General features: G+C 46.2%; 11 protein-coding genes and 2 pseudogenes. 5 read left to right on the top strand and 8 right to left on the bottom strand.

Going from position 1 to position 25088, the window contains the following annotated elements:
• Window positions 1-6 precede the first annotated feature (6 nt).
• Genes DW830_RS03145 through DW830_RS03135 form a run of 3 tightly spaced genes read right to left on the bottom strand, consistent with a single transcriptional unit; the run spans window position 7 to window position 3001 of the window.
• Window positions 7-1260 (bottom strand): mechanosensitive ion channel family protein, encoded by a 1254-nt coding sequence (locus DW830_RS03145; RefSeq protein ID WP_119248832.1) that lies wholly within the window; start codon window positions 1258-1260, stop codon window positions 7-9.
• A 59-nt stretch (window positions 1261-1319) separates the two neighbouring features.
• Window positions 1320-2597 (bottom strand): D-alanyl-D-alanine carboxypeptidase/D-alanyl-D-alanine-endopeptidase, encoded by a 1278-nt coding sequence (gene dacB, locus DW830_RS03140; protein WP_119248831.1) that lies wholly within the window; start codon window positions 2595-2597, stop codon window positions 1320-1322.
• Window positions 2594-3001 carry a PH domain-containing protein gene (locus tag DW830_RS03135; protein WP_089543749.1) on the bottom strand — a complete coding sequence of 136 codons (408 nt, stop codon included), beginning with the start codon at window positions 2999-3001 and terminating at the stop codon, window positions 2594-2596. The genes dacB and DW830_RS03135 overlap by 4 nt, the downstream gene beginning before the upstream one ends.
• Window positions 3002-3172: 171 nt before the next feature.
• On the opposite strand from DW830_RS03135, the gene nadB reads away from it, so the two are divergent.
• Window positions 3173-4762 carry an L-aspartate oxidase gene (nadB, locus tag DW830_RS03130; RefSeq protein WP_119248830.1) on the top strand — a complete coding sequence of 530 codons (1590 nt, stop codon included), beginning with the start codon at window positions 3173-3175 and terminating at the stop codon, window positions 4760-4762.
• A gap of 98 nt (window positions 4763-4860) precedes the next feature.
• Here nadB and DW830_RS03125 read toward each other — a convergent pair whose 3' ends face one another.
• Together DW830_RS03125 and DW830_RS03120 are read right to left on the bottom strand one after the other, a co-directional pair.
• Entirely contained in the window at window positions 4861-5586 is a 726-nt protein-coding gene (locus DW830_RS03125; RefSeq protein ID WP_119248829.1) for a response regulator transcription factor, read from the bottom strand.
• 2 nt (window positions 5587-5588) lie between these two features.
• The gene (locus DW830_RS03120; protein WP_119248828.1) at window positions 5589-6965 is read right to left on the bottom strand and encodes a sensor histidine kinase; all 1377 of its coding nucleotides are present in this window, start codon (window positions 6963-6965) and stop codon (window positions 5589-5591) included.
• A gap of 186 nt (window positions 6966-7151) precedes the next feature.
• Here DW830_RS03120 and DW830_RS03115 point away from each other — a divergent pair, with 186 nt between their 5' ends.
• Together DW830_RS03115 and DW830_RS03110 are read left to right on the top strand one after the other, a co-directional pair.
• Window positions 7152-9449, top strand: coding sequence for an outer membrane beta-barrel protein (locus DW830_RS03115; RefSeq protein WP_158573419.1), 2298 nt, complete (start codon window positions 7152-7154; stop codon window positions 9447-9449).
• 236 nt (window positions 9450-9685) lie between these two features.
• Entirely contained in the window at window positions 9686-11014 is a 1329-nt protein-coding gene (locus DW830_RS03110; protein ID WP_119248868.1) for an ATP-binding protein, read from the top strand.
• Between the two features lie 113 nt (window positions 11015-11127).
• Here DW830_RS03110 and sprA read toward each other — a convergent pair.
• Window positions 11128-18744, bottom strand: a pseudogene (sprA, locus tag DW830_RS03105) (cell surface protein SprA).
• 29 nt (window positions 18745-18773) lie between these two features.
• Window positions 18774-19388, bottom strand: coding sequence for a Holliday junction branch migration protein RuvA (ruvA, locus tag DW830_RS03100; RefSeq protein WP_089543755.1), 615 nt, complete (start codon window positions 19386-19388; stop codon window positions 18774-18776).
• Between the two features lie 679 nt (window positions 19389-20067).
• Here ruvA and DW830_RS03095 point away from each other — a divergent pair.
• Together DW830_RS03095 and DW830_RS03090 are read left to right on the top strand one after the other, a co-directional pair.
• The gene (locus DW830_RS03095) at window positions 20068-20967 is read left to right on the top strand and encodes a diaminopimelate dehydrogenase (protein WP_089543756.1); all 900 of its coding nucleotides are present in this window, start codon (window positions 20068-20070) and stop codon (window positions 20965-20967) included.
• A gap of 280 nt (window positions 20968-21247) precedes the next feature.
• Window positions 21248-22501 carry an ATP-binding protein gene (locus DW830_RS03090; protein ID WP_119248826.1) on the top strand — a complete coding sequence of 418 codons (1254 nt, stop codon included), beginning with the start codon at window positions 21248-21250 and terminating at the stop codon, window positions 22499-22501.
• Between the two features lie 562 nt (window positions 22502-23063).
• On the opposite strand, the pseudogene DW830_RS17245 reads toward DW830_RS03090, so the two are convergent.
• Window positions 23064-25084, bottom strand: a pseudogene (locus DW830_RS17245) (RagB/SusD family nutrient uptake outer membrane protein).
• Window positions 25085-25088 lie beyond the last annotated feature (4 nt).

The following is a 25088-nucleotide window of genomic DNA, read 5'->3' as shown; positions in this document are numbered from 1 at the left end:
AAGTAACTACTGCTCCGGATATTGCTCGTAAATCTTCAGACCGAATTCATTGGCAAGCGCATAGGCATGCTCCATGATGTCGGCAAGGATATGCTCGTAATTAACCCATACCTTATCCTTGATGAAGAAATAGAACTCGATCGGAAGACCACACTGGGTAGCCTCCATGTGGCGCACCATCAAGGTAAGTTCCGTATTCACCTCAGGGCGCTGACGCAGATATTTCTCCATAAACTTACGGTAAAGCTGAAGATTGGTTGGGGCAAGGGCTGCCGGATTCTTCAAATCCTCAATATCCTTTCCTTCCGCAATATCCTTTTCTATCGCCTTCTGGAGAGAATCCTTCAACTTGAAAGAATCCTCTACGGCAAAATGCTTGGCAAGCAGCTCCTGCTTCAAAGCCTCATCCACCAATCGGATGCTACGGAAATCAAAATAAACGATTCGCTTTACTCTTCTTCCACCACTCTTCTGCATACCAATCCAGTTCTGGAACGAACCATTCACCAGGGTAGCTGGAGAGATAGTAACGATGGTATTATCAAAATTACGCACCTTTACGGTAGTAAGTGACATATCCTCAACTATACCATTGGCATCTACCGACTTCACGGTAATCCAGTCACCCTTGTGCAACATATCATTGCTGGTGAGTCGCACACCGGCAGCCAGACCGAGGATAGTATCCTTGAATACCAACATCAGCACAGCCGATGTGGCACCCAAGCCAGCAAACAGAGTCATCGGATTCTTCCCCAGCAGGATGGCTACCACCACCACACCTGCCACGAAGAGCATCAATATTCTGAGCACACCGCAGAAGGTATGGAAATACTGCTGAGCCGAAGAGCGGCGCTCTCCGCTATTCTCCAATCCCTTGAAGGAACCGATGAACACCAATACCGTGCGAACCGACATCACTACAATATAGATACCCGTAGCACGCTCCAGAATCTCCTTGAATATAGGATATTCCAGATAGATAAGCGGCATGAGCGACCATATTACCACTGCAGGCACGATATGACAGGCAGAAGTGAGCACCTTCTTATTCAGCAACACATCATCCCAGGAAACCTCTGTCTTTTCCGTAATCTTCGAAATCAGCGGAACCAAAATCTTACGACACAGGAAATCGCTCAACATCGCCAGCAAGATAGCGGTGACGGTGAGCAGGATATGACGAAGCATAGGCACGTAATCACCAGTGACACCTGCCCATGTTATCATTTCATCTACAAATCTACGAATTTCTTCCATAAACTATAAACTGTAAACTATCAACTCTTAACTATCTACTCTTATCTATCAACTCCCATTTATGGTTGGCAGAGCAGGTTACAAACCTTGTCTGCAAAATGTCTGGCATTGCTGCCATGCATGACTCCATTATTGATGATAGAGAAGCAAAGCTCATGTCCATTGGCTGCCGTACAATAGCCAGCCAGCGAGATGATACCGGTCAGAGTACCCGTCTTAGCCTTGACATTGCCGTGGGCACTGCCGCTCTTCATACGCTTCTTCAGGGTTCCATCCACACCTGCTATAGGCAAGGAATGAATCAGATGCTGCTTGATGTTGTCGTTGCGGAAAGCATAACGGAGCATCATCACCTCCAGCTCGGCACTGAGATAGTTGTAGAGCGACAAGCCCGAACCATCTGCCAGTCTGTAGCGGGAAGCATCCAGTCCCAACTTATTGATCAACTGCCGTTCCACGTTACGGGCACTCTTGGCACTTGCCGGTCGGTTGCCCGTAGAAGCCGCAATCTGGTAATACATGCACTCGGCATAGAGATTGTCACTCTCCTTCATCATCTTATGCAGTACCTGGTCCATCGTATGGAAACGGGTACAGATGGTAAAGGCATTGGCAGGACAGGTCTTGGTAGAGGCATACATCTCCTCATATTCGATGTCAGCATCCTTCAACTTAGCCAGGAAACGGTCCATGAAGATGTCCTTGCGGGAGAACACCAATGGTGAAAGTACCGGATTGTCATCATCCCAGCACCAGCCTTCGCCCAGCAATGCCGCATCCTTCATCGAACGGTCGGCATATACGTTACCGCGAATGGTATCCACACCCATATCCTTGAGACTGTTGACAAATGCCGTCAGGTCATCACTGTTGAAACGGGGATCCATACCTCCCACACAGTAAACATCACCCGTCAGCACACCGTCCTCAATGGTTCCGGTATATTTCAACTGAGTCTTGAACTGATAGGAACCACCCAACTTGTCAAGTGCGGTGATGGCTGTCAAGAGCTTCATCGTACTTGCCGGGCGCATCAGCTGTCGTTCGTTGTGCTTGTAGATGCAGGAATCAGCATCCATATCCCAGACCATGATTCCCACCTGCGACGTCTCAAACATCTTACTTTCCAAGAGTTTGCCGATACCTACCTGCACCGATTCGGGCCAAGGCAGCTTCAATGTATCAGCAGCCAGGGAATCCAACATTGTGGAGTCGGCCACTTCCGTGTCGTCCTGCGGCTCCACCACTTCTCCTTCAATCACATCCTGAGCCTGCACCGGCATCGCCATGAGCGTTGCCATGATGAAGCTCATCATCATATATATAATCTTTTTCATTGTCTTTTACTAATTTCTTTCTCGAAAGCCTCTTCATTATCGGGCTGCACTGTTACCATATTATGATGTCCGTATTCTATCACCAGACAATGATCCAATCCCAGAAAGGTCTTGGCGGTATGCACACTGATGATGTCGCATACCGGCACATTCCTGTTGGAAGAGAACCTGCCTTCGTTGATGATGAGATATTCCATCTCATCATCGCGGTCGATAGGTTTCACCTTCTTGAATGTATAGGTGGTATTCAGAATACGCTCAATCATGCCCACAATGATGATGGCAACGAAAATGCCAATAATCGCCATCTTGACCCAGAAGAAATATCCTGCCAGGAGGGCGAAAACCACCACTCCAACACGAGCCGTCGTATTGAAGCGCTTATGAAAAGTTCTATCTGCCATATCTCGTTCTTTAATCTTTAAAATAGCGTTTTCAGCTACTATTTGATAGTCTAAAAGACTATATTACCTTAAAATTCGCTGCAAAATTACAAAAAATCCCTCTCTTATTACTCTTTTTAAAGAGAAATTAGTACTTTTGCAAACAATTAAGCATTATTAGAATAAACTCACATGGTTTATAAGTATGATTTTCTGATTATCGGCTCAGGAGTTGCCGGTATGAGTTACGCCCTGAAAGTAGCCAGAGCGCATAAAGGTAAAGTGTGTATGATCTGCAAAACCTCACTCGATGAGGCAAACACTTCATTTGCACAAGGTGGTGTGGCGTCAGTTACCAACTTGGAAGTAGATAACTTCGACAAGCACATACAGGATACAATGATCGCTGGTGATTACATCAGCGACTATCAGGCTGTGAAGCAGGTTGTCACCATGGCACCAGAGCAGATCAAGGAGCTCGTGCAGTGGGGTGTCAACTTCGACAAGCAGCAGGATGGCAAGTTCGATCTTCATCGTGAGGGCGGACACAGCGAGTTCCGCATTCTTCATCACGCTGATGATACAGGTGCTGAAATCCAGCGCGGTCTGATGGAGGCTGTGCGCAACTGCCCGGACATCGATATCAAGGAAAATCATTTCGCCGTGGAGATTATCACCCAGCACCACTTGGGTGCCCGTGTTACTCGCCGCACACCTTATATTAACTGTTACGGAGCCTACGTTCTGAATCCTGACACCCAGAAGGTGGATACCTATCTGAGTAAGGTTACAGTGATGTGTACCGGTGGATGTGGTGCCGTTTACCAGACTACCACCAACCCAGTCATCGCTACCGGTGATGGCGAGGCGATGGTTTACCGTGCCAAGGGTACCGTAGCCGATATGGAGTTCGTACAGTTTCACCCTACAGCCCTCTATCATCCTGGCGAGACCCACCCTGCATTCCTCATCACCGAGGCAATGCGTGGATACGGCGGCATCTTGCGTCTGCCTAACGGCGAAAGCTTCATGGAGAAATATGATGAGCGCCTGAGCCTGGCTCCTCGTGACATCGTAGCCCGTGCCATCGATAAGGAGATGAAGATTCACGGTCTGGATCATGTCTGTCTGGATGTTACCCATAAGAATCCGGAGGAGACCAAGCATCACTTCCCTAACATCTACGCCAAGTGTCTCAGCATCGGCATCGATATTACCAAGGATTATATCCCGGTTCGTCCTGCTGCTCACTATATGTGTGGTGGTATCAAGGTAGATCTGAACGGCTGTTCAAGCATCAACCGCCTCTATGCCTTGGGCGAGTGCTCTTGCACCGGTCTGCATGGTGGCAACCGTCTTGCCAGCAACTCTCTCATCGAAGCTGTGGTTTATGCCGAGACTGCTGCCAAGCACAGCATTGAGCATGTAGATGAATACGACTTCAACGAGAAGGTTCCTGCCTGGAACGACGAGGGTACCATGACCAACGAGGAGAAGGTATTGATTACCCAGAGCATCAAGGAAGTAGGCGAATGCATGAGCAACTATGTAGGTATCGTTCGTAGCGACCTCCGTCTGAAACGTGCCTGGGACCGCCTCGACCTTCTTTACGAAGAGACCGAGAATCTTTTCAAGCGTGTCAAGGTAAGCAAGGAACTCTGCGAGCTCCGCAACATGATCAATGTAGGTTACCTCATCACCCGTATGGCTATCGAGCGCAAGGAGAGCCGTGGTCTTCACTATACCATCGACTACCCTGTGCATGCTTACGATAAGAAGTAAAGTTTTTTAAGCTATCATATAAAGCCGCCAGGATATTCTCACACGATATCCTGGCGGCTTTTTCTATGCTTATATGAAAGCTCAAATCCTTAATGACACTAATGTCCAATGACACTAATGCCACACCCTCGTTTGTTCGTTTTTAACAGGAAGCCAACTTTCGGGATTGTTTCTAATTGAACACTCTCATCAATCGATAAGATTTTTCTTAGTTGAGAGATGTAGTTATCTAAGCTGGGGTCAGAATAGTTGCCATCAGGCCATAACTGACGTTTCAAAGTTTGACGAGTCGTAATCTTCCCTAGATTTTGTGCTAATATACTAAGCACCTCAAACTGTTTCTGGGAAAGATGAATTTGATCGTTATTTTTAGTAAATAGAGCATGGAATTGCATTTGCAAGTTTAGACTGCCTATTTGGATATCGGTCACTATCCCTAACTTTTCATCAGTTTTTGCAAAACGCTGGATGTATGCGCCAAGTTCATCTATCTCAAATGGTTTCTTCAAGAAATGAAAAGCGCCATTCTCCAGGGCTTGAGCGATGTACTCCATCTGGATATGCGAGGACATGATGATAACAGGTATGTTGATGGCATGAAGCTTCAAATCTTTTAGTTTCTCTATGCCATTTCCCATGCCTACCTCAACGTCTAGTACCAATATATTAGGTTGGACCTCAGAAATCTTATCCAAAAGTCCATCCAATGAGTCTAGATAGTAAGGTTTCATGCTTAACCCTTCTAAGCCCAGTACCAGTGTAGTGCCTAGCAACTTATCGTCATCCACAATGATTACTTTCAATTTTTCCATTTTTCTTGCCATTTTTATTGTGCCTTAGGAAGAGTGAAGGTAAAACAGCTTCCCTTTCCTAATTCACTATTTATGCGTATTCTTCCATGATGTGCTTCCACCACATATTTCACCACAGCCAATCCGATGCCATATCCCTTAACCTGTTTATGCTGCCGCACACGGTAGAACTGTCTGAAAATCAACTTCTGGTCCTTGGGGGCAATGCCCCATCCATCATCGGTTACGCTAACCTCGATATTTTCGTCTATATTTCTGATCAACACTTGAACATTCACTCCGTCATCAGAATATTTCAGTGCATTCTCCACCAGATTTCTCATCACATTACGTATATATAATTCGTCGGCATATGCCATGCCTTCGCCTTGCGACTCATCGGAAATTACGATGGTATGCGGCTTCACCTTATATAATATGTCCATATCTGTCTTAACGATATTTGTTAATTCCAGAAGACTGACCTTCTTCAAATTGAGTAACATTCTGTCATTGCCACCCTTGGCTGCAAGCAATATAGACTCTATATCGCTCACCAGCAACTTAGCCTTGTCACTTGCTTGTGAAATTACATCCAACAATATCTTATCTTCCTTTACCTTCATATTTAGCAAACTCAATACAGAGATAACGCTATTGATAGGAGCCTTGAGGTCGTGGATGATACCATTAACGCCTAGTTCTCGATTTCTTAGCAGCTGCTCTTTTCTCTTGATTACCAAGAGATGGTAGCCGATGCAAACTACAGCTATCAGCACAAATAGTACAGACAGTGCCAATGTCCATATAGAGTGTGCTATGAACTTAGAAGGTGGAACAGGCATAGCAACTCTTACAAATCGGAGATTGGCTAAATTTACTGCTACATCTTTTGAGCAAACCCACGAGGAAGGTACATTCTTTACTCCCTCTGCCTTTATTATCTTTTTATTTTTGTCGAGTAAGAATATGGAGCGCTCTATCTTGTCTTCCATTCTTCTGCTAACAATTTCATTCAGATTTGCTAAATTAAGCGGCTTACCTTCTTTTTCTATTTGGTCTTGTTCCAATAAGGTGAGCGCATCTGACGTGCTACTTATAATGCCTTTTCTTTTCAAAGAACCGATATTCAATGTGCGTAAGTTAAAAAACGGCTCTTTCTTAATTTCTCCAGGTATTTGATTAAATGAATGAAATATTTTATATTTGATATGTTGCTTTTCCTTTTTAATCCCCCCTTTTTTGCTTTTTGCTCTATTATGGTACTCTTCGTCAACTGATTGCACTAACACATCATTGATTTTATCAACACATTCTAGTTTGTAATTTAAATACTGCAAGTGCACATTGTATCCTTGCAGGCATACTATCATTATGATAGCTAACAATGCAATATAATAAACCTTCTTCATAATCCTTCTATTTAAACACTGCAAAAGTACAAAAAAAAATCGAACTTGGAACAAATAATATCTGCTTATTAGAAAAATATTAGATTTTTGTTAGAAATTATAAGGAAAACATTGATTACCTTTGCAACCGATTAAAATAATTATAAAAACATGGTCACATTAACTAAAATTTTAAAAGAGAAAATTATGAAGAAAAAGATATTATTGCCATTTCTGTGTATAGCAACTATGCCTGTTATGGCTCAACACATCACTGGAAAAATTATCAATGAGCAGGGCGAAGCCTTGCCTTATGCGAATGTATTCTTGCTAAATCAACAGGACTCAACATTCATTAAGGGTACTGTTAGCGACGAAGCAGGTGTGTTTTCTGTAGATGGATATTTCAAAGGAGACATACTCAAAGTGTCTGCCATGGGATATAAGACCAGTTATCTTCCTTGCCAAAGTGATTCTGTGGGAATCATTGCCATGCAGGAAGATACCAAGCTATTAGGTGAAGTCGTGGTGAAGGGACATCGCAACTACGTGAAGTCTAACAATATGGGATTAAACATCTCCATGATTGGCAACCCTTTGTCCAAGTTGGGGTCTGCCATAGATGCCATCAAGCAGATGCCATTGATTAGTGGTATCGGTAATAACATTTCAGTGTTGGGCAAAGGAACTCCTGAGATTTATATCAACCATCGGAAGGTAAGAGACAATTCTGAACTGCAACAACTCTCCTCGCAGAATATTGAAAGAGTAGAAATCATTACCAATCCTGGAGCTAAATATGAGGCAGATGTGAAGTCGGTCATCATCATCCATACCAAAAAGCAGGATGCAGGATGGGCAGGCTTAGCAAAAGCCGGTGCTACACTTTCTGATGTTTCATACGGGAGAACGGGCCTGGACTTGTCTTGGACTGGCAGCAATGGACTTGGAGTGTATGCCGGAGCCAATTATGCCGGGGACGGAGAAAAGCAAACAGGCTACTATCTGGAAAAGTTTGGCAATAATGAGTATGAAACAAAAACAAATACTACCTATGAGAATCGTGCGCATAAGTTAAACGCCAATATAGGTGCTAGTTACGACTTTGGAGCCAATTCTCTGGGCATCCGTTATGAATTTAGCAGAAAACCTAAGGGAAAATACTCTTCAACAAATGACATCCAGACAAATGTAGAGCCAGAGAATGCACAGCTTGAGTCAACGAGTGAACAGTCAAAGCAGAATACACGCCATTATCTCAACTCTTATGCTATATTGAAATTCGGTGAAAAGAAGAACTATCTGTTGGCGGCAGATGTGGATTATCTTTACAACTTCTCCAATGAACTCTCTGATGTCAACGAGCAAGGTGAGAACTATGCGAATCATATTGGTACAGTAAGTCATAGCAACAATCACCTGGTAGCGGGCAAGACTAATTTCACTGCTTCATGGAAGGCTGTAACTCTAGACTTAGGCGTCCAATATTCGTATACCAAGACTCGCCAATCTTTTGAGGGAAGCACCTCTAATGACGAGGCTCTCTTTGACGCTTCTCGTGATGAGGAACGCCAGCATCTGACAGCAGGATACATTACGGTAAATTGGCAGCTTAGCTCTGCATGGAGCGCAAGAACAGAACTGCGTGTAGAGAATACAGACTTCGCTTATATACTTAATGGTGAGAAGGTTGCTGAACAATCTAAGAGTTTTACGGATTGGCTCCCATACGTAAGCATTGATTATCAGAACGGCAATCTAAGTTTGGGATTATCTTACAGCGCTTCAGTTGACCGTCCTAGCTATAGTATGCTGAGCAATACTTATTCTTATGCCTCGCATACATCATGGATGCTTGGAAATCCTTTGCTGAAATCATCACTAGAAAGAGAGCTAAGTTTGGATGTGAGTTATCGTAAGACGAGCTTGAGCCTCTCTTATGTACATAGCATGAGAGAACTTGCCACAACTTATTCATATATGGAAACCAAGAAGGTAAATATCATCAAGAATGTAAACTTACCTAGCTATGATTATTTTCAGATGGTGGCAGGGCAAAGATTGGACATAGGCATCTGGCATCCTACGCTACACGGTGTGCTGAGATTGCAGAAGTTGGAATATGGTAATCCCGAAAAGTCATACAACAAGCCGTTGTTTAATATGACTATGCGCAACCGCTTTGACTTACCTTGGGGAATCTATGCTTATTTCGATGGAATATGGGTTAGCAAAGGATATTCTGCCACCAACTATACCAAGGGATATGTTCTCCTTGACATGGGACTTAACAAGAGCTTGGGCAATTGGGCATTTACCATCTACTGGAATGATAGCTTTAAGCTTTGGCGTCAAAAGAACTTGATTGAGACCAATGGAGTATCTTTCTATCAAAACCTCAAGGGCGGTGTTCACAATGTATCTCTCAATGTAACCTATTCTTTCAACAAGAAGAAGAGTTATCGAGGCAAGGGCGCAGCTCGGGAGGAAATAAACCGATTGTAAAACAGAAATCAGTTGGAGCTGGGAAGCTAAGCAAAAAGCCGCCAGGATATTCTCACACGATATCCTAGCGGCTTACAGGAAAGTTCAAATCCTTAATAACACTAAAGATTTTGGTAAAACGACATATTTTCACTAAAAAGATTTTGGTAAAACGACATATTTTCGCCAAAAAGATTTTGGTAAAACATATTTTTTATGTAACTTTGCACCCATAAGACATTGAAAATATGGAGAATATGGTATTTAAGAGAAAAATATATAGCCAAATGGCTGAATGGAAGGAAATTTCCAAGGGAAGTACAGCCCTCCTTGTAGAGGGTGCTCGCCGTATAGGAAAGTCAACTATCGTAGAAGAATTTGCCAAGAATGAATACGAATCATACATTTTGATAGATTTCAATGAGGCTTCCAAGGAAGTAAAAGCACTCTTTGATGATCTTATGAATATGGATTTCATATTTCTTTTCCTGCAGAATGCTTACAATAAAACATTGCATGAGCGAAAGTCGGTTATCATCTTCGATGAGGTACAACAATGTCCGAAAGCCCGACAAGCCATCAAGTATTTGGTAAAAGACGGTAGATATGACTATATAGAGACTGGCTCACTTATCAGCATACATAAGAGCACTAAGGACATTAGTATCCCTAGCGAAGAACATCGTATCGAGATGTTTCCGATGGATTACGAAGAGTTCAGATGGGCCATGGGAGACACGGCTAGCGTGCCTCTGCTGCGTCAAGTTTTCGATAAGAAAATATCTCTAGGCGAGGGAGTCAACAGATTGAAGATGAGAGAACTACGCCTATATATGTTGGTAGGAGGAATGCCACAAGCTGTCAATGTTTATCTTAACACTAACAATCTACAGCAAGTAGATACCGTTAAGCGACAGATTCTCCAACTATATGCTGATGATTTCAGAAAGATAGACCCATCGGGCAAAATATCCAAACTATTCATGTCTATCCCAGCCCAATTGAGCAAGAACCAGCTCCGCTATCAGCCTACTTCTGCTGTAGGAAGAATGGCTGCTGAGAAAATAGATGAGTTGATACTCAACTTAGAAGACAGCAAGACGGTTAACATTGCGTACCACACGGATGATCCGAATGTAGGAATGCCACTGACAGCCAACATCAACAAGTACAAACTGTACATAGGCGATACGGGACTATTCGTAACTTTGGCTTTCTGGGACAAGGATTATACGGAGAACATCATCTACCAGAAACTGTTGAGCGACAAGCTATCCACCAACATGGGATACGTATTTGAGAATCTGGTTGCCCAAATGCTGAGAGCCTCAGGCAACAGGCTCTTTTACTATACTTTTCCAAAGGATGCCACGCATTCTTACGAAATCGACTTTTTGTTGTCACGCGGCAGTAAGTTGTGCCCTATAGAGGTCAAGTCGTCTGGATACAAAACGCATGCCTCGCTTGATGCTTTCTGTCTAAAATTCTCCGATAGGATAGTACATCCGTACTTGGTTTACACCAAAGATCTGCAGAAAGATGGGCAAACACTCTTGGTTCCGATTTACATGACGCCATTCTTATAAAGCAAGAATACGCTGGTAGGCAGGTTTATTACCTGCCCTACCAGCGACAACCTTGCAAAATACAATGTCTGTTTTTTGCTGTACCTTTGCACCGCCGTTGGGCGATAAAAACATTATCTCGTCAGCGAGAACTTGATGCTCAGACCGAAATCCTGCGTGGTGGTAGGATAACTGCTGCTCGACAAGAGCGGCGTATTGGTCTGGCGATCATAGTAGAAACTCATGGTGAGCATCTTGCTCAAGGTATAATCAGCCGTGAAACTCAGCTTCAGGGCATTGTTGCCGCTGCTGGCGCTGCTCGTCATCGTGGCTATATCACGGACGATGGCTGCCTGCTTGCGGAAACTGAAGTCGAGACGCAGGTTCAGGTCGTGATTAGGACCGTAGTTCTGGGTCTGATTCTTGCCCTTGCTTCCGTTTCTGCTGTTCTGCCGGGCACCCGTTCTTCCCTTCACCTTGTGTGCCTTTGGAGCACCGAAGAGGTTGAAGTTGTTGATGCGATAGCCCATACCTACCACCCAGTCTTTGCTCAGCGCCTCATTCACCTGTACACTCGTCATGCTGAGGTTCAGCACTCGGGTCTGGCGATACTCACCCTTGATGGTCATATTGTTGTTCAGCGTAACATCCATACCGAGCAATGGCGAGAATGCCTCGTTGATGCTCACCTGCGAAACATTGAACATGCTGCTAGGCGATGGATTGCCCGTAGAGGCATCCGTCACGAAGCCCAGACCATTCATATACTCCTGATAGGTACTGTAGCTGCTATAGCTGCCCACGGCAAAGATGCTCTTGTAGGCGTGGTTGATGTTCACACTCTTGAAGTGATCACGGAACCAAGGCAACTTGCCCAAGCCACTATAGCGCACCGTCCAGTTTGGCAAGAGCCGGCTCAATGCCGGGAAGATGGAGAGCGAACTGCCACCCATCGAGGTATAGGCATTGAGGAATGCAGGAATCATCACATCACCACTATACGGATTAACCGGTGTGCGGGAAGCATCATACTTGCCTCCACCCAAGGTAGAACCCACAGGATATACCGTTCCGGCATACTGCGACTCCACCCGCTGGCGAAAACCATCGAGCGAGTTGACAAACTTCTCGAAAGTCCTGCTGCGATAACCACTGTTGGCATTTCCGATTCCCTCGAAAGCCGAACTCAGTGAGATGGTAGTCATCTGGAAAGTTCCGCTCTGGGTGGTCGGTGTACCCTCATACATATATTGTATGCTCTTCTGCGTGGTCATGGTGCGGGTGGCAGAAAGATCTATCTTGAAATCCTTGACCGGTTCCAGGGTGGCACGCAACTGCAGATTCTCGGTCTTGCTGGTAGTAGCCGGCGTAGCAATCGAGTCGTTGCAGAGCAGCCAGTCGTTGTCTCTTGCCTTTCCTATATAGCTGTCATCCACCAGTCCGAAGGCGAAATCCAGTCCCGGCGCCATCGTTCCTACTTTCTTCTGTCCGAAGGCATCACCCACGTTAGGAGTAAAGCCCGGCAGAAGCATCTGATAGTTGTTGCGGTAAGTGAAGCTCACCTTGCGCAGCATCATTGCCAGTCGGGCTGCCGTCTGGGCTGTCCGATACCATTTTTCGTTATCGAGCGGCTCTTTCGGCATCACCGTAATCTTCAGCTTCATCATGCTATCCACCTTCGACTTGATACGGATCTGGTTGTTATCCACCTTTTTATATTTCAGATGATACACCTTTCCATCCTCCGTCTTGGCAGAGATGATGAGTCGCTTGCTGTTCTTGCCATGTCTGATGAGCAGGGTAGTATCCGGCAGGAGGGTGATTTCTTTCTCGAAAGCCTTCCTGTTTTTCGGAAGCGCCTTTGCCAGATCTACCTGATTCTTCTGCCCATTCTTCTGCATATCGTTCTTCTGCTGGGCATTCTTCAGCAAAGCCTGCTTCCGCTTGGCTTCCTTCTCCTTCTTCTTCCTCTCTATCTCACTCCTGCTTATCGAGCGGTTGAATCGGTCATTCGCCTTCTTGAGGAATGGGATGTGGTTGTAGAGGCGCACCAGGTCGAAGCTTCCGTTAATCGTCAGCTCGCGCTGGGTGTTGATGGTGTTGCCATACGAGTTGCCGTTCTCATCCTCCGTGCCTCGCTCCCAAGTATAGTTGGCGTTGTAGGAGGCATCGGTATTCACCCAGTCGAAGACTGGCAGCAGATGGATAGGCAACTTATAGGATGCCGTGAAATTCTGACTATAGTCGAGCGGCGTACCCCAGCTCTTCACACTCTGCCATACCGAACTCCGATACACCGAATCCTTCCAGGCATGATACTGGTCGGCATAGAGATCAGCATTCACATCCGGATAAGGCACATCTACCTGTGCATGGGTAGCACTCTGGAAGTTCATGTGCAGGTTCTTGGTCAGATCCCAACGCAGAGAGAACTCGCGGTTCCAGAGAAACTGGTCGCTCACGGTGAGCGGCAGCTGCGAATTGAGCGTACTCTCCATATCGCGTTCCTGCAGCTCATAGGTTTCGTGCGTCATCTCCGTATTGAAGGCGATGTTCTGAGGCAACCAGTTTAATCCGAATCGCTTCAGAATGTCGAGCCACTTGCTCTTGTTCTTCCACTTTTTGAAAGGTTCCCACGCCTTATAGATTGGTGTCCAGGAATAATCCAGGCTCCGCGCCAGTTGTCCCGATTCTCGAAGACCGTGGTCTCACCCGTGGTATGCTGATGGGCATGACTGTAGGTAAACGAGAAGTTGGCTGGATCATAAGGCATCGGATGACGACGGGTGGCGATACCTACCCGGGCATTGGATACCGAGAAGTTGGTCTGGGTGACTTTGGTCACGGCGATGTTCTCGATAGAGTCCCGCTCAGCCTTCGAACCGGCGGCATCCAGCGCATCCTTCAGTTCCATATCCGTATCCAGCGGATTGTATTTCGGAGAAGTCTTCTCCTTCGTCACACTATAATATAAAGGTATGCTCACCTTCGCCTTGTCGGGGAAGAACTTACCCATCTCCAACGAGGTGGTCACGCTATAGGTACCATAATTATCGGTGCTGCGGCTAGCCACACCGTCTTCCAGACCGCCGAAGCCTTCGCTCATATAGCGGCCGGTGGCATTCACGCTACCCAGGTCGGAGAGCTGCACGTTCAGATTGGCATTGGCTGCCCATCCTCCCTTGTTGTTATGCTCCAGAAGTCGGAGCTCGTTGACCCAGACTTCTCCACTCTTCACCTCATCCGAATTGTTTCTCACACCTATCATCAGCGTCTTTACCTCGCCCAGGCTCGGATTGCCCACGATGGTGATCCGGTTGCCGGATGTTCTGCATCCATCATCATATAAGGTGCCATATAGGAAGCCATGCCAGCAGTCTTCGCCTTGTTTCGCTCCTTCTTGAGACTGGTAAATACGCTCAGGTTTACATTGAGCATATTCTCCTCCGGCCAGACCAGCTTTCTGTCGGCAGAACTGTTGCGGTTATAATTGTTGCGAGGTTCGGTCAGCTTGAGCGGAATCTCATACTCATAGTAATTGTTCTTATAGTCGCTGCCCAGACGGATGAAGACCGCCAGCTGGTCGTTCTTCAGATTGGTGGCGTTCTGCTCCAGGGCATTGGCATGGGTAAACATCTGGATGCGCTTGTACTGGCGGAGATCGAGGGTAGAGTTCTTATATACCGCCTTTGCCTCGCCATGGGTCAGATCCTTCACCACCAGACTCAGCGCCTGCTCGTTTGCCTCGACAAGCTGTGGCTGCGATGGGTCCTGTTCGCGGCTGATACCCGGAGGAAGCACATAGTTGACCGGTGTCTTCTCGGCATTTTCCTCCAGACTGACTGCACTCGCCTCCAAGGTTCCGCCACTGGCTGCACCCAACGGCTGGTCGTAGGTACGCCACTTGCTGTGCACCAGGTCAAGCGTACCGAAACGGAGCACGATAGGCTTCTTGAAGTTGGTGAGGAACATTCGCATAAAGCGGATGCTGGAGAAATCATTGATGTTTCCCTGGCGCTTCTCAAACTCATCCACAGGAATGCGGAACTGATACCAGGTAACCGTGGATTTCGTGTTGTCTCGCCAAGTCTGGGTGTATTCCCGCTTATCCACGATGAAGTTGCTGCCCACCACGAGATCTTCCGGACGGATGCTCACGTGATACTGGAAATACTTCTCATATTCGTTCAGCGTATAGTCCTGGTTGATGTCCTCCACATCCGGTGTCGATTTATAGGAGGTATCATAACTCTCGGTACGGCTTTCGCTGTCAGGCGAATTGCCTTGAGGGTTGTTGATATACTTATATCGTTGAAGGATGGGCGCACGCATTTCATCCCAGTCAGAGCCTCTGAAATAGTGATAGTTATCCCGGGCTGGGTCGGCAAAGATACTGTCGAACACCGCCTGGTTCACCTTTCCCTGTATCTGGTTGAGATAGGCACTCTTGTAGAATTCCTGCTCTTCGGCATCGGTCAGACCATTGAATCCCACATCCTGTAGGGCACGGCTTCCGCTCGTCGTGGCGAAAGCATAGGTCACGGTGCTCTGCGTAGGAATCTTACCCCACTGCGTATAGGTGAAGCTGTTGCTGCCATCCACCGGCATTCCGCTCTCATAAAACTTCTTGCCATCCCGCAGGATATCCTCGCTCACCTCGCCCAGGTTGATGTAGAAGTCGCCACCATAGTCGGCTGCATCTGCCTTTTCGCGGGAATAGATAAACGGATCGAGCATCCAGAACTCGATATACTCCACGTTTGCCTGCTCGAAATCGTTGGTATCCAGCTTGCGCATCATTCCACCCCAGTTGCGGGACGGATTGGCAAGGGTACCATCGACTGCAGATCGGATACGTTGAAGTTGTAAGGTCCCGGCTCCGATGGATAGTAAGCCAGATTGAGAACACTCAGGGTGCTGGTGGCTCCCTGATAGGTGCTCTGCTGGCGCAGAGGGAAAAGCTCCTTTACATACACCTCTCTGACATAGTGGTTGCTCAACTGCTTGAGGTCGCTCTTGATATGACCCGGAGTGAGCGAACTTCCCCGTCGAGTGAAGAGCGGATCGATGGTGTACCAGGCAAGACGGGAACGATGGAAACCGCTGGTCAACCCCGTCTTGTCATTGTAATCATCCTTGAAATTGAGCGACGGCACACTGGAGATAACCCACGAAGTAGGAGTCATCACGTCGATGGTTCCCTTGGTATTCTCGAAGTCATCAATATACGAAGCATTGTCCTGCACTCCTCCTGCCTCGCCCGCCAGAAGCTGGGCAAACTCACTCTTGAAGGAGATGTAGGAAGGCTGGGTGAGATGCAGGAACGGTATCTTGTCGAGCATGTTGGTAAGCCATTGGCTCTCCTTCTTCCAGTTCAGGTTGATGCCCCAGAGCGTATTCTTCAGCGGTTCGCTGCCCATCGCCACCTTGTTGGTAAGCGCCTGTTCCGAGAGATGCTGCAAGGTTCCGCTGATCTGGAAATTCCTGGAGAATTCATACTCCCAGTTGAATCCTACCATCGTCTTTCTCATCTGCCCGTAATCGGTATTGCTCTCCAGGGAGACGTTGACCGCCGTACCGGCATCGATGATGCTCTGGTTGAAGATGGTCACCTCTCCGGCATTGTAATCCACCGAGTAGTCGGTACCCTCCTTCAGGGTAACGCCACCTGCCGTTACCACTACCGACCCCTGCGGCACATTGTAGGCATCGAGGGAGATGACATTGGCTGCCGAACCCTTGAACTGTCCCACGATGAGATACTTATTCTTTTCGGCTATCTGCCTGGCAATGGTCTTCGTACTGTCATAGAGTTCGGTGAAGGCATACTTCTCTGCCTGCTCCTCAGACACGCCCTTCTTCACGAGATAATCCTGCATATAACTGCCGAACGGTTCCACCTTCGGCATGAACACGCGACCATTCGATACGGTATAGCCCTCTACATAATCGAAGTAACCATTGCTGCGCGCCTTGTTGTTGTTATCGAGTCGGTCGGCACCCAGCACACGGATGATAGGCTGGTTCTTCACCTGCGTTTCCGGAATATAGTTGACATAGACACCCGCTGTATCACTCTGATATTTCACATCGAGGCGGAACTTATCCTTTTCCACCTGCGAAGAGAGATAATATACGTTCTTCATCATCAGGTCCCAGTTGCCCTGCTGTGGATTGCAACCGGTATTCTTCAGCGACTTCACGAAGAGAGCCTGCTTGGTATCGGTGATATCCGAGGCAAACTCGCCCACCTGATAGGTCACTCCGCCATAGGTATATTCGTATGCCACGGCAAGAACCTGATCGGTCTGCAGGCCAGACTTCAGCGAAACATATCCCATCGCCTGGTTCACGGTATATTCAGAGGAACTGAGCAGACGGGCACTCTCCAGCTTCTCGAAATCGCTGCCGCCTATCAGTCCGCCACCTTCCAGAACAGAGGCTGTCTGGTTGATGTCTCGGGCAGCGGCAAACCGACCTGTCATCGATACATACTCAGTATTGGCATTGTTAGCCGGCACCATCGTTCCTCCTGCCCCCCACATCGGGTTGCTCACCTTCTCGTTTTCTCCCAGGTCGGTCAGGGCGATGATGTTTCGGGTATTCGTGGTGGTTCCCGTCTTGTTGGTAACCCAGATTTCCACACGGTTGATGGTGATACCCGTCAGCAGATTCGGCAGTTTCTGCATCCAGGCATCATAATGACTGCGGAAATACTGAGAGAGGAAGAAGTGACGGTTTTCCTCGTAATCTGCCACATTAAGCTCGAAGGGAGTAAGCTGCACGCCACCCCGGCTCGAAACACTCTTGGAAGCCGACTTCTTCTGCGAGAACACCGTCTGCAGCTTGAGCTTGCCAAACTGCATATCGGTTCTTACACCAAAAAGACTGCTGGCGCCCTTGATGAGCGAGGAGTTGCTGGGAAAGGATACATTGCCCGCCTCCACCAGCTTGATAATCTCATCTTCCTTGCCATCATACTTCAGCTTCATGTTCTGGGCATCGTAGTCGAAGGTGGCATCGGTGTTGTAATTCAGGTTGAGATTCATCTTATCGCCCACCTTTCCATTCACGTTGAGATTGATCTTCTCATCAAAGTTCATCATCGTGGTCTTGCGGTTGCGGATAGGCAGCGACGGGTTGTCGATATTCTTCTTGTTGATACCAAACTTCAGTTCGGCAGTACCCTGGGTCTTGACACGGATTCCACCGGGACCGAAGATTTTCTCGGCAGGTCCCAGATCGAAGTGCATATCAGAGAAATCGAACTTCTCCTTGCCCTTCGCCTGATAGATTTCATTGTTTTTCTGGCGATAGAAGGCATTGCGCTCGTTCTGTTCCGTCCATTTCATATATTCATCAGGAGTGAGCATGATGGGAGCCGAAAGCCAGGTATTGCCCATCCTGTTGCCGATGACATAACGGTTGAGGGTATCATTGTAGATGACCTGATACCGGAGGGCATCAGGACGCTTGAGGTCGAGTGGACTCTGGTAGAGATCGCTCAGGGAATAAGGTTGGGTAAGCTGGATTTTCCAACGGGGATGCAGCAGGGAATCAGGAATCGTATCCTCATCTACCTGAATGGGCTGGTGCCTTGGAAGCTTCTTGTCTTGCTGTTTGTTTTCCTGTTTATCTTGCTGTTTATCTTGCTGTTTGTCTTGCTGCGGAAAAGGCAAAGCGAGGGCGTAGCCGAAGGTTGCCACCATCAGCCAAGCCATCAAAAAATAAAAGATTCTTTGCCCCTTCATAAAGTTACCGGATTTGCTTCAGCCTGAAGTTACTTAATTTGCTTCAAGGCAAGCTTTACAACCTGCTCCACCGGCAGATCCGGCTGCGCCTTCAGGATATCCACTACTACCTTGGCAGAAGGTGCCGGTGAGAAGCCGAGCATGGTGAGGGCACTGACAGCCTCATCCTTGATATCATTGTTCACCATCACCACATTACCGCCATTAGCCGGCAGCTCATCGGCGATGCCCAGACTCACGATCTTATCCTTCAGGTCGATGATGATGCGCTGAGCGGTCTTCAATCCGATACCCTTCACGGTCTTCAGCATCTTGTCGTTGCCTGTAGAAATCACATTGCAGAGTTCGCTTGGCGACATCGACGAGAGAATCATTCTCGCCGTATTGCCTCCCACACCCGATACGGTGATGAGCTGTCGATAGAGTTCGCGCTCCTGCTTGGAGGCGAAACCGAAAAGGGTGAAAGAGTCATCTCTTCCACCTGCCACCAAAACCTCATGCACGTAGAGTTTTACTTCCTGCTTGCCCTGAATGGCAGTATAGGTATTGAGCGAAATATTGAGTCCGTAACCCACTCCTGCAGTCTCTACTACTGCCATTGCCGGAGTCAGTTCGGTCAGATCGCCATGAATATATTCTATCATTTTTATTTTCTCCTTACTATTTAAACACTTGGTTATACCTCTTTCATAAATTAATTATAATAATATGAACGCACGGAATAGGGATTTATTGTATCCGGCATAGGATTATATTGCTGACGCCCCTATAAGAAAAAGCCTTTATCCCCTATGGAAATTGTTTTTAGAACTAGAAGAAATCTCCGTTCATAAGTTTTGAACCGACATTCAATACTTATGAACGTACATTCAATACTTTTGAACCTACATTCAAAACTTATGAACGAAGAATTCTATTAGGTACAGGAACAATTTCCTTTAAGGGTAGAAAGTAATTCCTTTAAAGGAAGAATTATTTTTCCTTAAGGGTAGAAACAATTTTCCCTAAGAGTAGGAGCTAATTTAATCAGGAGCGGAAAGAAATCACTCATTATCCATCGACAAACAGAATAGGAAGAACTAAGGCATTCTCTTAAATCCTTGAAATCACGAAACTGTAAGGAATCTGTTCTAGAACCCTTACAATTCCCCCTTCATTCTACCTAGAAACTATGATTTTATTACCTTTTGCAAGTTTTATGAGTTAAAAATCTATTAAAACGTCACGTATTTCAAGAAAAAGCTATACTTTTGCAACCGGAAATAGATATCAGGAAAGAATTATCCAAAATAAACAACAATATAAAAGAAATAAATACATCAAATGAAAAAGTTTAGAGCAGCCGTAGTAGGTTACGGCAACATCGGTAAGTTTACAGTAGAAGCTCTCGAAGCAGCTCCTGATTTCGAGATCGCAGGTATCGTTCGTCGCCAGGGTGCTAAGGACAAACCAGCAGAGTTGGCTAACTATGAGGTAGTAGATGACATCACCAAGTTGAAGGATGTAGATGTTGCTATCCTCGCTACTCCTACCCGTTCTTGCCCTGAGTATGCAGAGAAGATCGTTGCACTCGGCATCAACACCGTAGATAGCTTCGATATCCACACCAGCATCCTTGACTATCGCACCAAGCAGATGGAGAACTGCAAGAAGGCTGGCAAGGTAAGCGTTATCTCTGCCGGCTGGGACCCAGGTTCAGACTCTATCGTACGTGTATTGATGGAAAGTCTGGCTCCAAAGGGATTGACCTATACCAACTTCGGTCCTGGTATGAGCATGGGACACTCTGTTTGCGTCCGTAGCAAGAAGGGCGTCAAGGAAGCGCTCTCTGTTACTATCCCATTGGGCGAGGGTATCCACCGCCGTATGGTTTATGTAGAGTTGGAGGAAGGTGCCAAGCTTGAGGATGTAACTGCAGAGATCAAGGCTGACCCATACTTCGCTCACGATGAGACTCACGTATTCGCCGTAGCATCTGTAGATGATGTAAAGGATATGGGTCATGGTGTGAACCTCGTTCGCAAGGGTGTATCTGGCAAGACCCAGAACCAGCGTTTCGAGTTCAACATGAGCATCAACAACCCTGCCCTCACCGCTCAGGTATTGGTTAACGTGGCTCGCGCTTCCTTCCGTCTCCAGCCAGGTTGCTACACCATGCCAGAGATTCCTGTCATCGATATGTTGCCAGGTACTCGTGAAGAAGTCGTTGCTACACTCGTGTAATTATTGAGAAATAAATATATACATTAACGGCTCGCAAGAAATCGAAACTTCTTGCGAGCGTTTTGTGTATTAACATCTGAACTGGGGCGATAGCTCCTAAAAAAACGAGTTATCGCCCTAATCAAGCATATTTTTAAAGGAACAACCTTTTCGTTTGCGGAGAAAAAGTGGCAATATTGCCAAAAAATGACGTAAGATCGCCATTTTTAAGGGAAAAAGCCGTATCTTTGCAGCGAAAAAGTGGCAACATTGCCAAAAAAATGACGTAAGAGAAAAGAATATGCAGATAAAAAGAAACTTCTATTTACAACAGCTCATCAGCGGGAAGCAGAATGGGCTGATAAAAATTATTACCGGCATCAGACGATGTGGAAAGTCGTATCTACTCTTTACGCTTTTCAAGCAACATCTGATTGCCAATGCTGTGCTCGAAGACCACATCATCCAGATAGCACTCGATGACATCGAAAATGCAGAACTCAGAGAGCCACTCACACTCTACAGATACATCAAAGCCAAGATGATTGATGATGACTTGTACTATATTCTTCTCGACGAAGTACAGCTGGTTCCTAGATTCGAGGAAGTGCTCAACAGCCTGCTCCGCATTGAGAATGCTGACGTATACGTAACAGGCAGCAACTCCAAATTTCTGTCGAGCGACATCATCACCGAGTTTCGTGGTCGAGGCGATGAGATACACCTCTACCCTCTCTCCTTGGCTGAATATTGTGAAGGCACAGGACAAAATCCTAGAGATGCTTGGAAAGACTATTATACCTATGGGGGTCTTCCACATGTTCTAGCATTAGATACTGAGAAGAAGAAGTTAGACTATCTTACCAATCTCTTCGAGAGCGTATATCTGATAGATATTCTTGAGCGACATAAGATTAAGAACAAGGCTGAGTTTGAGGAGTTGATAAGAATCATTGCTTCAGGTATCGGCGCACCAACCAATCCTGCCAAACTATCGAACACATTTAAGAGCGTAAAGAAGATAGGCATCAGCCCTGCCACCATCGACCGGTATCTAGACTACATGCAAGATGCCTTCCTCATCGAAAAGGCTATCCGTTTCGATATCAAGGGCAAGAAGTACATAGGCAACTTATCAAAATTCTATTTTTCCGACCTTGGCATCAGAAATGCAATATTAGGACTGCGCCAACAAGAGGAGACTCACATCATGGAGAACATCATATACAATGAATTGCGCCGCCGTGGATGCAAGGTGGATGTGGGCATGATGGAACAACGCTTCGTGGACAAAGATGGCAAATGGCAACGCAAGCAGCTAGAAGTAGACTTTGTGGTGAACGAAGGAAGCCAAAGATATTACATACAGTCTGCCCTAGCTCTGCCAGATGAGGAAAAACGCCAGCAAGAGATGGCTTCCTTGTTAAGAATCAACGATTCGTTCAAGAAGATTATCATCGTAAAAGATGACATCAAGCTATGGCGAGACGAGAACGGCATCCTCACCATGGGGCTGTTGGATTTCTTGATGAATCCAGATAGCCTGGTGATGTAAAAGATAAAAACGGCTCGCAAGATGGATTGCCCCATCTTGCGAACCGTTTTTTATCATAAGTGCAGCATTTATTATTCGTATGAACTACCATTCCATTTTTTAAGAATTTGGCGCTTCACACGATCCACCTTATTGAAATCTCTGGTTTCTACAAATTTAGCTACAGCCTGCGGCATTCACCCCATTGACAAGAACAGCACTTTCTCCGTTCTGTTCTTCTTTCCATTTCTTGAGTTGATCATATACTTTTCTTCTCATAATTTACACCTATCCTAGATTAATAATATCGGATAAATACACCTATCCGCGATTAATATTTTCCGTTTCTTACACCTATCCGCGATTATCGGATAGCACAAATACACACATATCCGCGATTATCGGATGGTGCAAATATACACATATCCGCGATTATCTCCAAGGAAAAGCCAGTTTTTTAATATTTCTTAATCTTAAAAGGCTCGCAAGAAATCGAAACTTCTTGCGAGCCTTTTTTGTATTTATATCAGCTTTATCTATATTTTATCAAAAGCTTGTTCTTTGCTTATTCAAAGCTTCATTATTACTTCAACGCAGGCTCATTAGGCTTGGTTGACCAACCCCATGTCTGATAGCACTCAGAATTTTCAATAGAACCATCAGGAGAGAGCAGCTCGATTTCGCGGATAGCGATTGGAGAGTTGTAGTGAGCCTCCATCCATGTATAACCATCATAAACCGGGTTGTTACCACGTACACGGAATGGACAGAGATACTTACCATCCTCACGAGATGAAACGTTAGCCTTCTCATCAACAGGTCCCTCAATCCAAGTAACCTTAGAATCATCCAAACCATTATTGGTAGCAGTCTCGAACATGCTTGTCCAGAAGTTAACACCCTGAGGGATATACTTCTTGGTCTTCAACTGATCCATAGCGCACCAGCGAACGAGATCGTCCCAACGCATACCTTCACCGATGAACTCGCAACGACGCTCACGACGGATGTTGTAGAGAGTCTTATCGGTAAGCAACTGACCATGAGAGTAAGCACCCCAATCGGTCTCGCCTTCCTTAGTCATATCAGTAGCAGCGATAGTCTTGTTGTAGTCAGGGTCAACCAAAGCACGGTTACGGATAGCCTTCCAGTACTTCTGAGAAGTAGCATCGAGATTACCGTCACGCATGTACTGAGCCTCCAGATAGTTAAGCAAAGCCTCTGTACCACGGAAGATAAAGATACCCTGTGTACCGATCATCTTACCATTTACGTTCTGTGTCTTGTCGAAGTTCTCACCCTTACGCATACGATAACCAGTTACGTCCAACTGCTGCTCATGAGCAGCACCGATATAAGGAGTAAACTTCACACCTTCTGTCTGAGTGCTGAACAATGGCAACCAGTTGCTTTCACCGAACAAGAACAACTGCAAACGACCATCGCGATCCTCTTTTACCTTGTCGATAGTCTCATCGCCGTGATAGCCAGAGCCATCAGCATAAATAGGAAGACCATTAGCCATCACGAAGTTATCCACATAGCTCTTCATCAAACCATAGCAAGAACCACTGGTGATAAATGAAGCGATACCATTAGTCATAGCCTTTCCATCAATCTCACCGAAAGCCTTCCACATCAGGATTTCATCCACACCAGACATATCCTGCAAAGCTACATCTCGAAGTATGGGTTGATACCAGCAACAGGAGAAGCTGGATCTACCTGATCAAGAACACCTGTGTTCTGAGCAAGAGTGATATTCTCAGCTACAGCCTTAGCTGCATCCATAGCCTGACCCAACAAGTCCTTAACATGTGCGTCAACATCAAATGTATAACCTGGATGAACCTTTGCTCCTGGCCACTCAGCATCACCTGGCACACGACCAGAGCCCTTGTGGTAGCGCTCATAAGAAGCCTCATACAAAGCTACACGAGACTTAACCAACTGAGCCACCTGCTTGTTGATACGGTTGTTGTTAGCAAAACCCTTATCCTTCAACATCTCGATAGCCTTATCAAGATCCTGCAAGATGAAGTCAGCCACCTCATTACGAGGCATACGCTTACCTACAGACAACAAGTCTTCCTGATTGTTTACAGGAACCTTTGTGATGATAGGATAGTCACCGTAAGTCTTCAAGCGAGCAAAATAAGTGTATGCACGTGTGAAATACATCTCACCGATATAGTGCTTCACCAAATCCACATTGGCAGTATATTTACCAGCCTCGTACTTAGGCAACACCTGCTCAAAGAAGTAGTTGCAGTTACGAATCAGGTCTGTATTCAAGCTACCGCTATTGCCTGTCTTCCAGTTATCCACGGTATAACGTGACTGCGAAGGGGAGTTGCCAATAGAGTTATCAGTGTTGTTATCATCCAAATATGGAGAACCGATGTTCCAAGCACCACCGCGGCCGAAAAGGCCACCGTAATTTTGAATAGCATACGCGGCGAGCTGGTCTGCATTAGCAAAATAATCATTTGCAGTTACCGCATTCTGTGGTGGTGTATCCAACCAATCATCGCAAGAAGAGAAGCCCACAGTAGCACTCACCAACAATGCGGCGGAAAATAATTTCTTATATGATAGTTTCATAATC

It is taken from the genome of Prevotella sp. AM34-19LB (assembly GCF_003468525.1).
In the GTDB taxonomy this organism is placed as follows: domain Bacteria; phylum Bacteroidota; class Bacteroidia; order Bacteroidales; family Bacteroidaceae; genus Prevotella.
The sequence above is the reverse complement of the archived record's forward strand: the minus strand, read 5'-3'. Positions and strand labels throughout refer to the sequence as shown.

What these genes read in the sequence shown, in the direction of transcription:
- DW830_RS03145 (WP_119248832.1), bottom strand. Translation starts at nt 1,260, where the DNA reads ATGGAAGAAATTCGTAGATTTGTAGATGAAATGATAACATGGGCAGGT.
- dacB (WP_119248831.1), bottom strand. Translation starts at nt 2,597, where the DNA reads ATGAAAAAGATTATATATATGATGATGAGCTTCATCATGGCAACGCTC.
- DW830_RS03135 (WP_089543749.1), bottom strand. Translation starts at nt 3,001, where the DNA reads ATGGCAGATAGAACTTTTCATAAGCGCTTCAATACGACGGCTCGTGTT.
- nadB (WP_119248830.1), top strand. Translation starts at nt 3,173, where the DNA reads ATGGTTTATAAGTATGATTTTCTGATTATCGGCTCAGGAGTTGCCGGT.
- DW830_RS03125 (WP_119248829.1), bottom strand. Translation starts at nt 5,586, where the DNA reads ATGGCAAGAAAAATGGAAAAATTGAAAGTAATCATTGTGGATGACGAT.
- DW830_RS03120 (WP_119248828.1), bottom strand. Translation starts at nt 6,965, where the DNA reads ATGAAGAAGGTTTATTATATTGCATTGTTAGCTATCATAATGATAGTA.
- DW830_RS03115 (WP_158573419.1), top strand. Translation starts at nt 7,152, where the DNA reads ATGAAGAAAAAGATATTATTGCCATTTCTGTGTATAGCAACTATGCCT.
- DW830_RS03110 (WP_119248868.1), top strand. Translation starts at nt 9,686, where the DNA reads ATGGTATTTAAGAGAAAAATATATAGCCAAATGGCTGAATGGAAGGAA.
- ruvA (WP_089543755.1), bottom strand. Translation starts at nt 19,388, where the DNA reads ATGATAGAATATATTCATGGCGATCTGACCGAACTGACTCCGGCAATG.
- DW830_RS03095 (WP_089543756.1), top strand. Translation starts at nt 20,068, where the DNA reads ATGAAAAAGTTTAGAGCAGCCGTAGTAGGTTACGGCAACATCGGTAAG.
- DW830_RS03090 (WP_119248826.1), top strand. Translation starts at nt 21,248, where the DNA reads ATGCAGATAAAAAGAAACTTCTATTTACAACAGCTCATCAGCGGGAAG.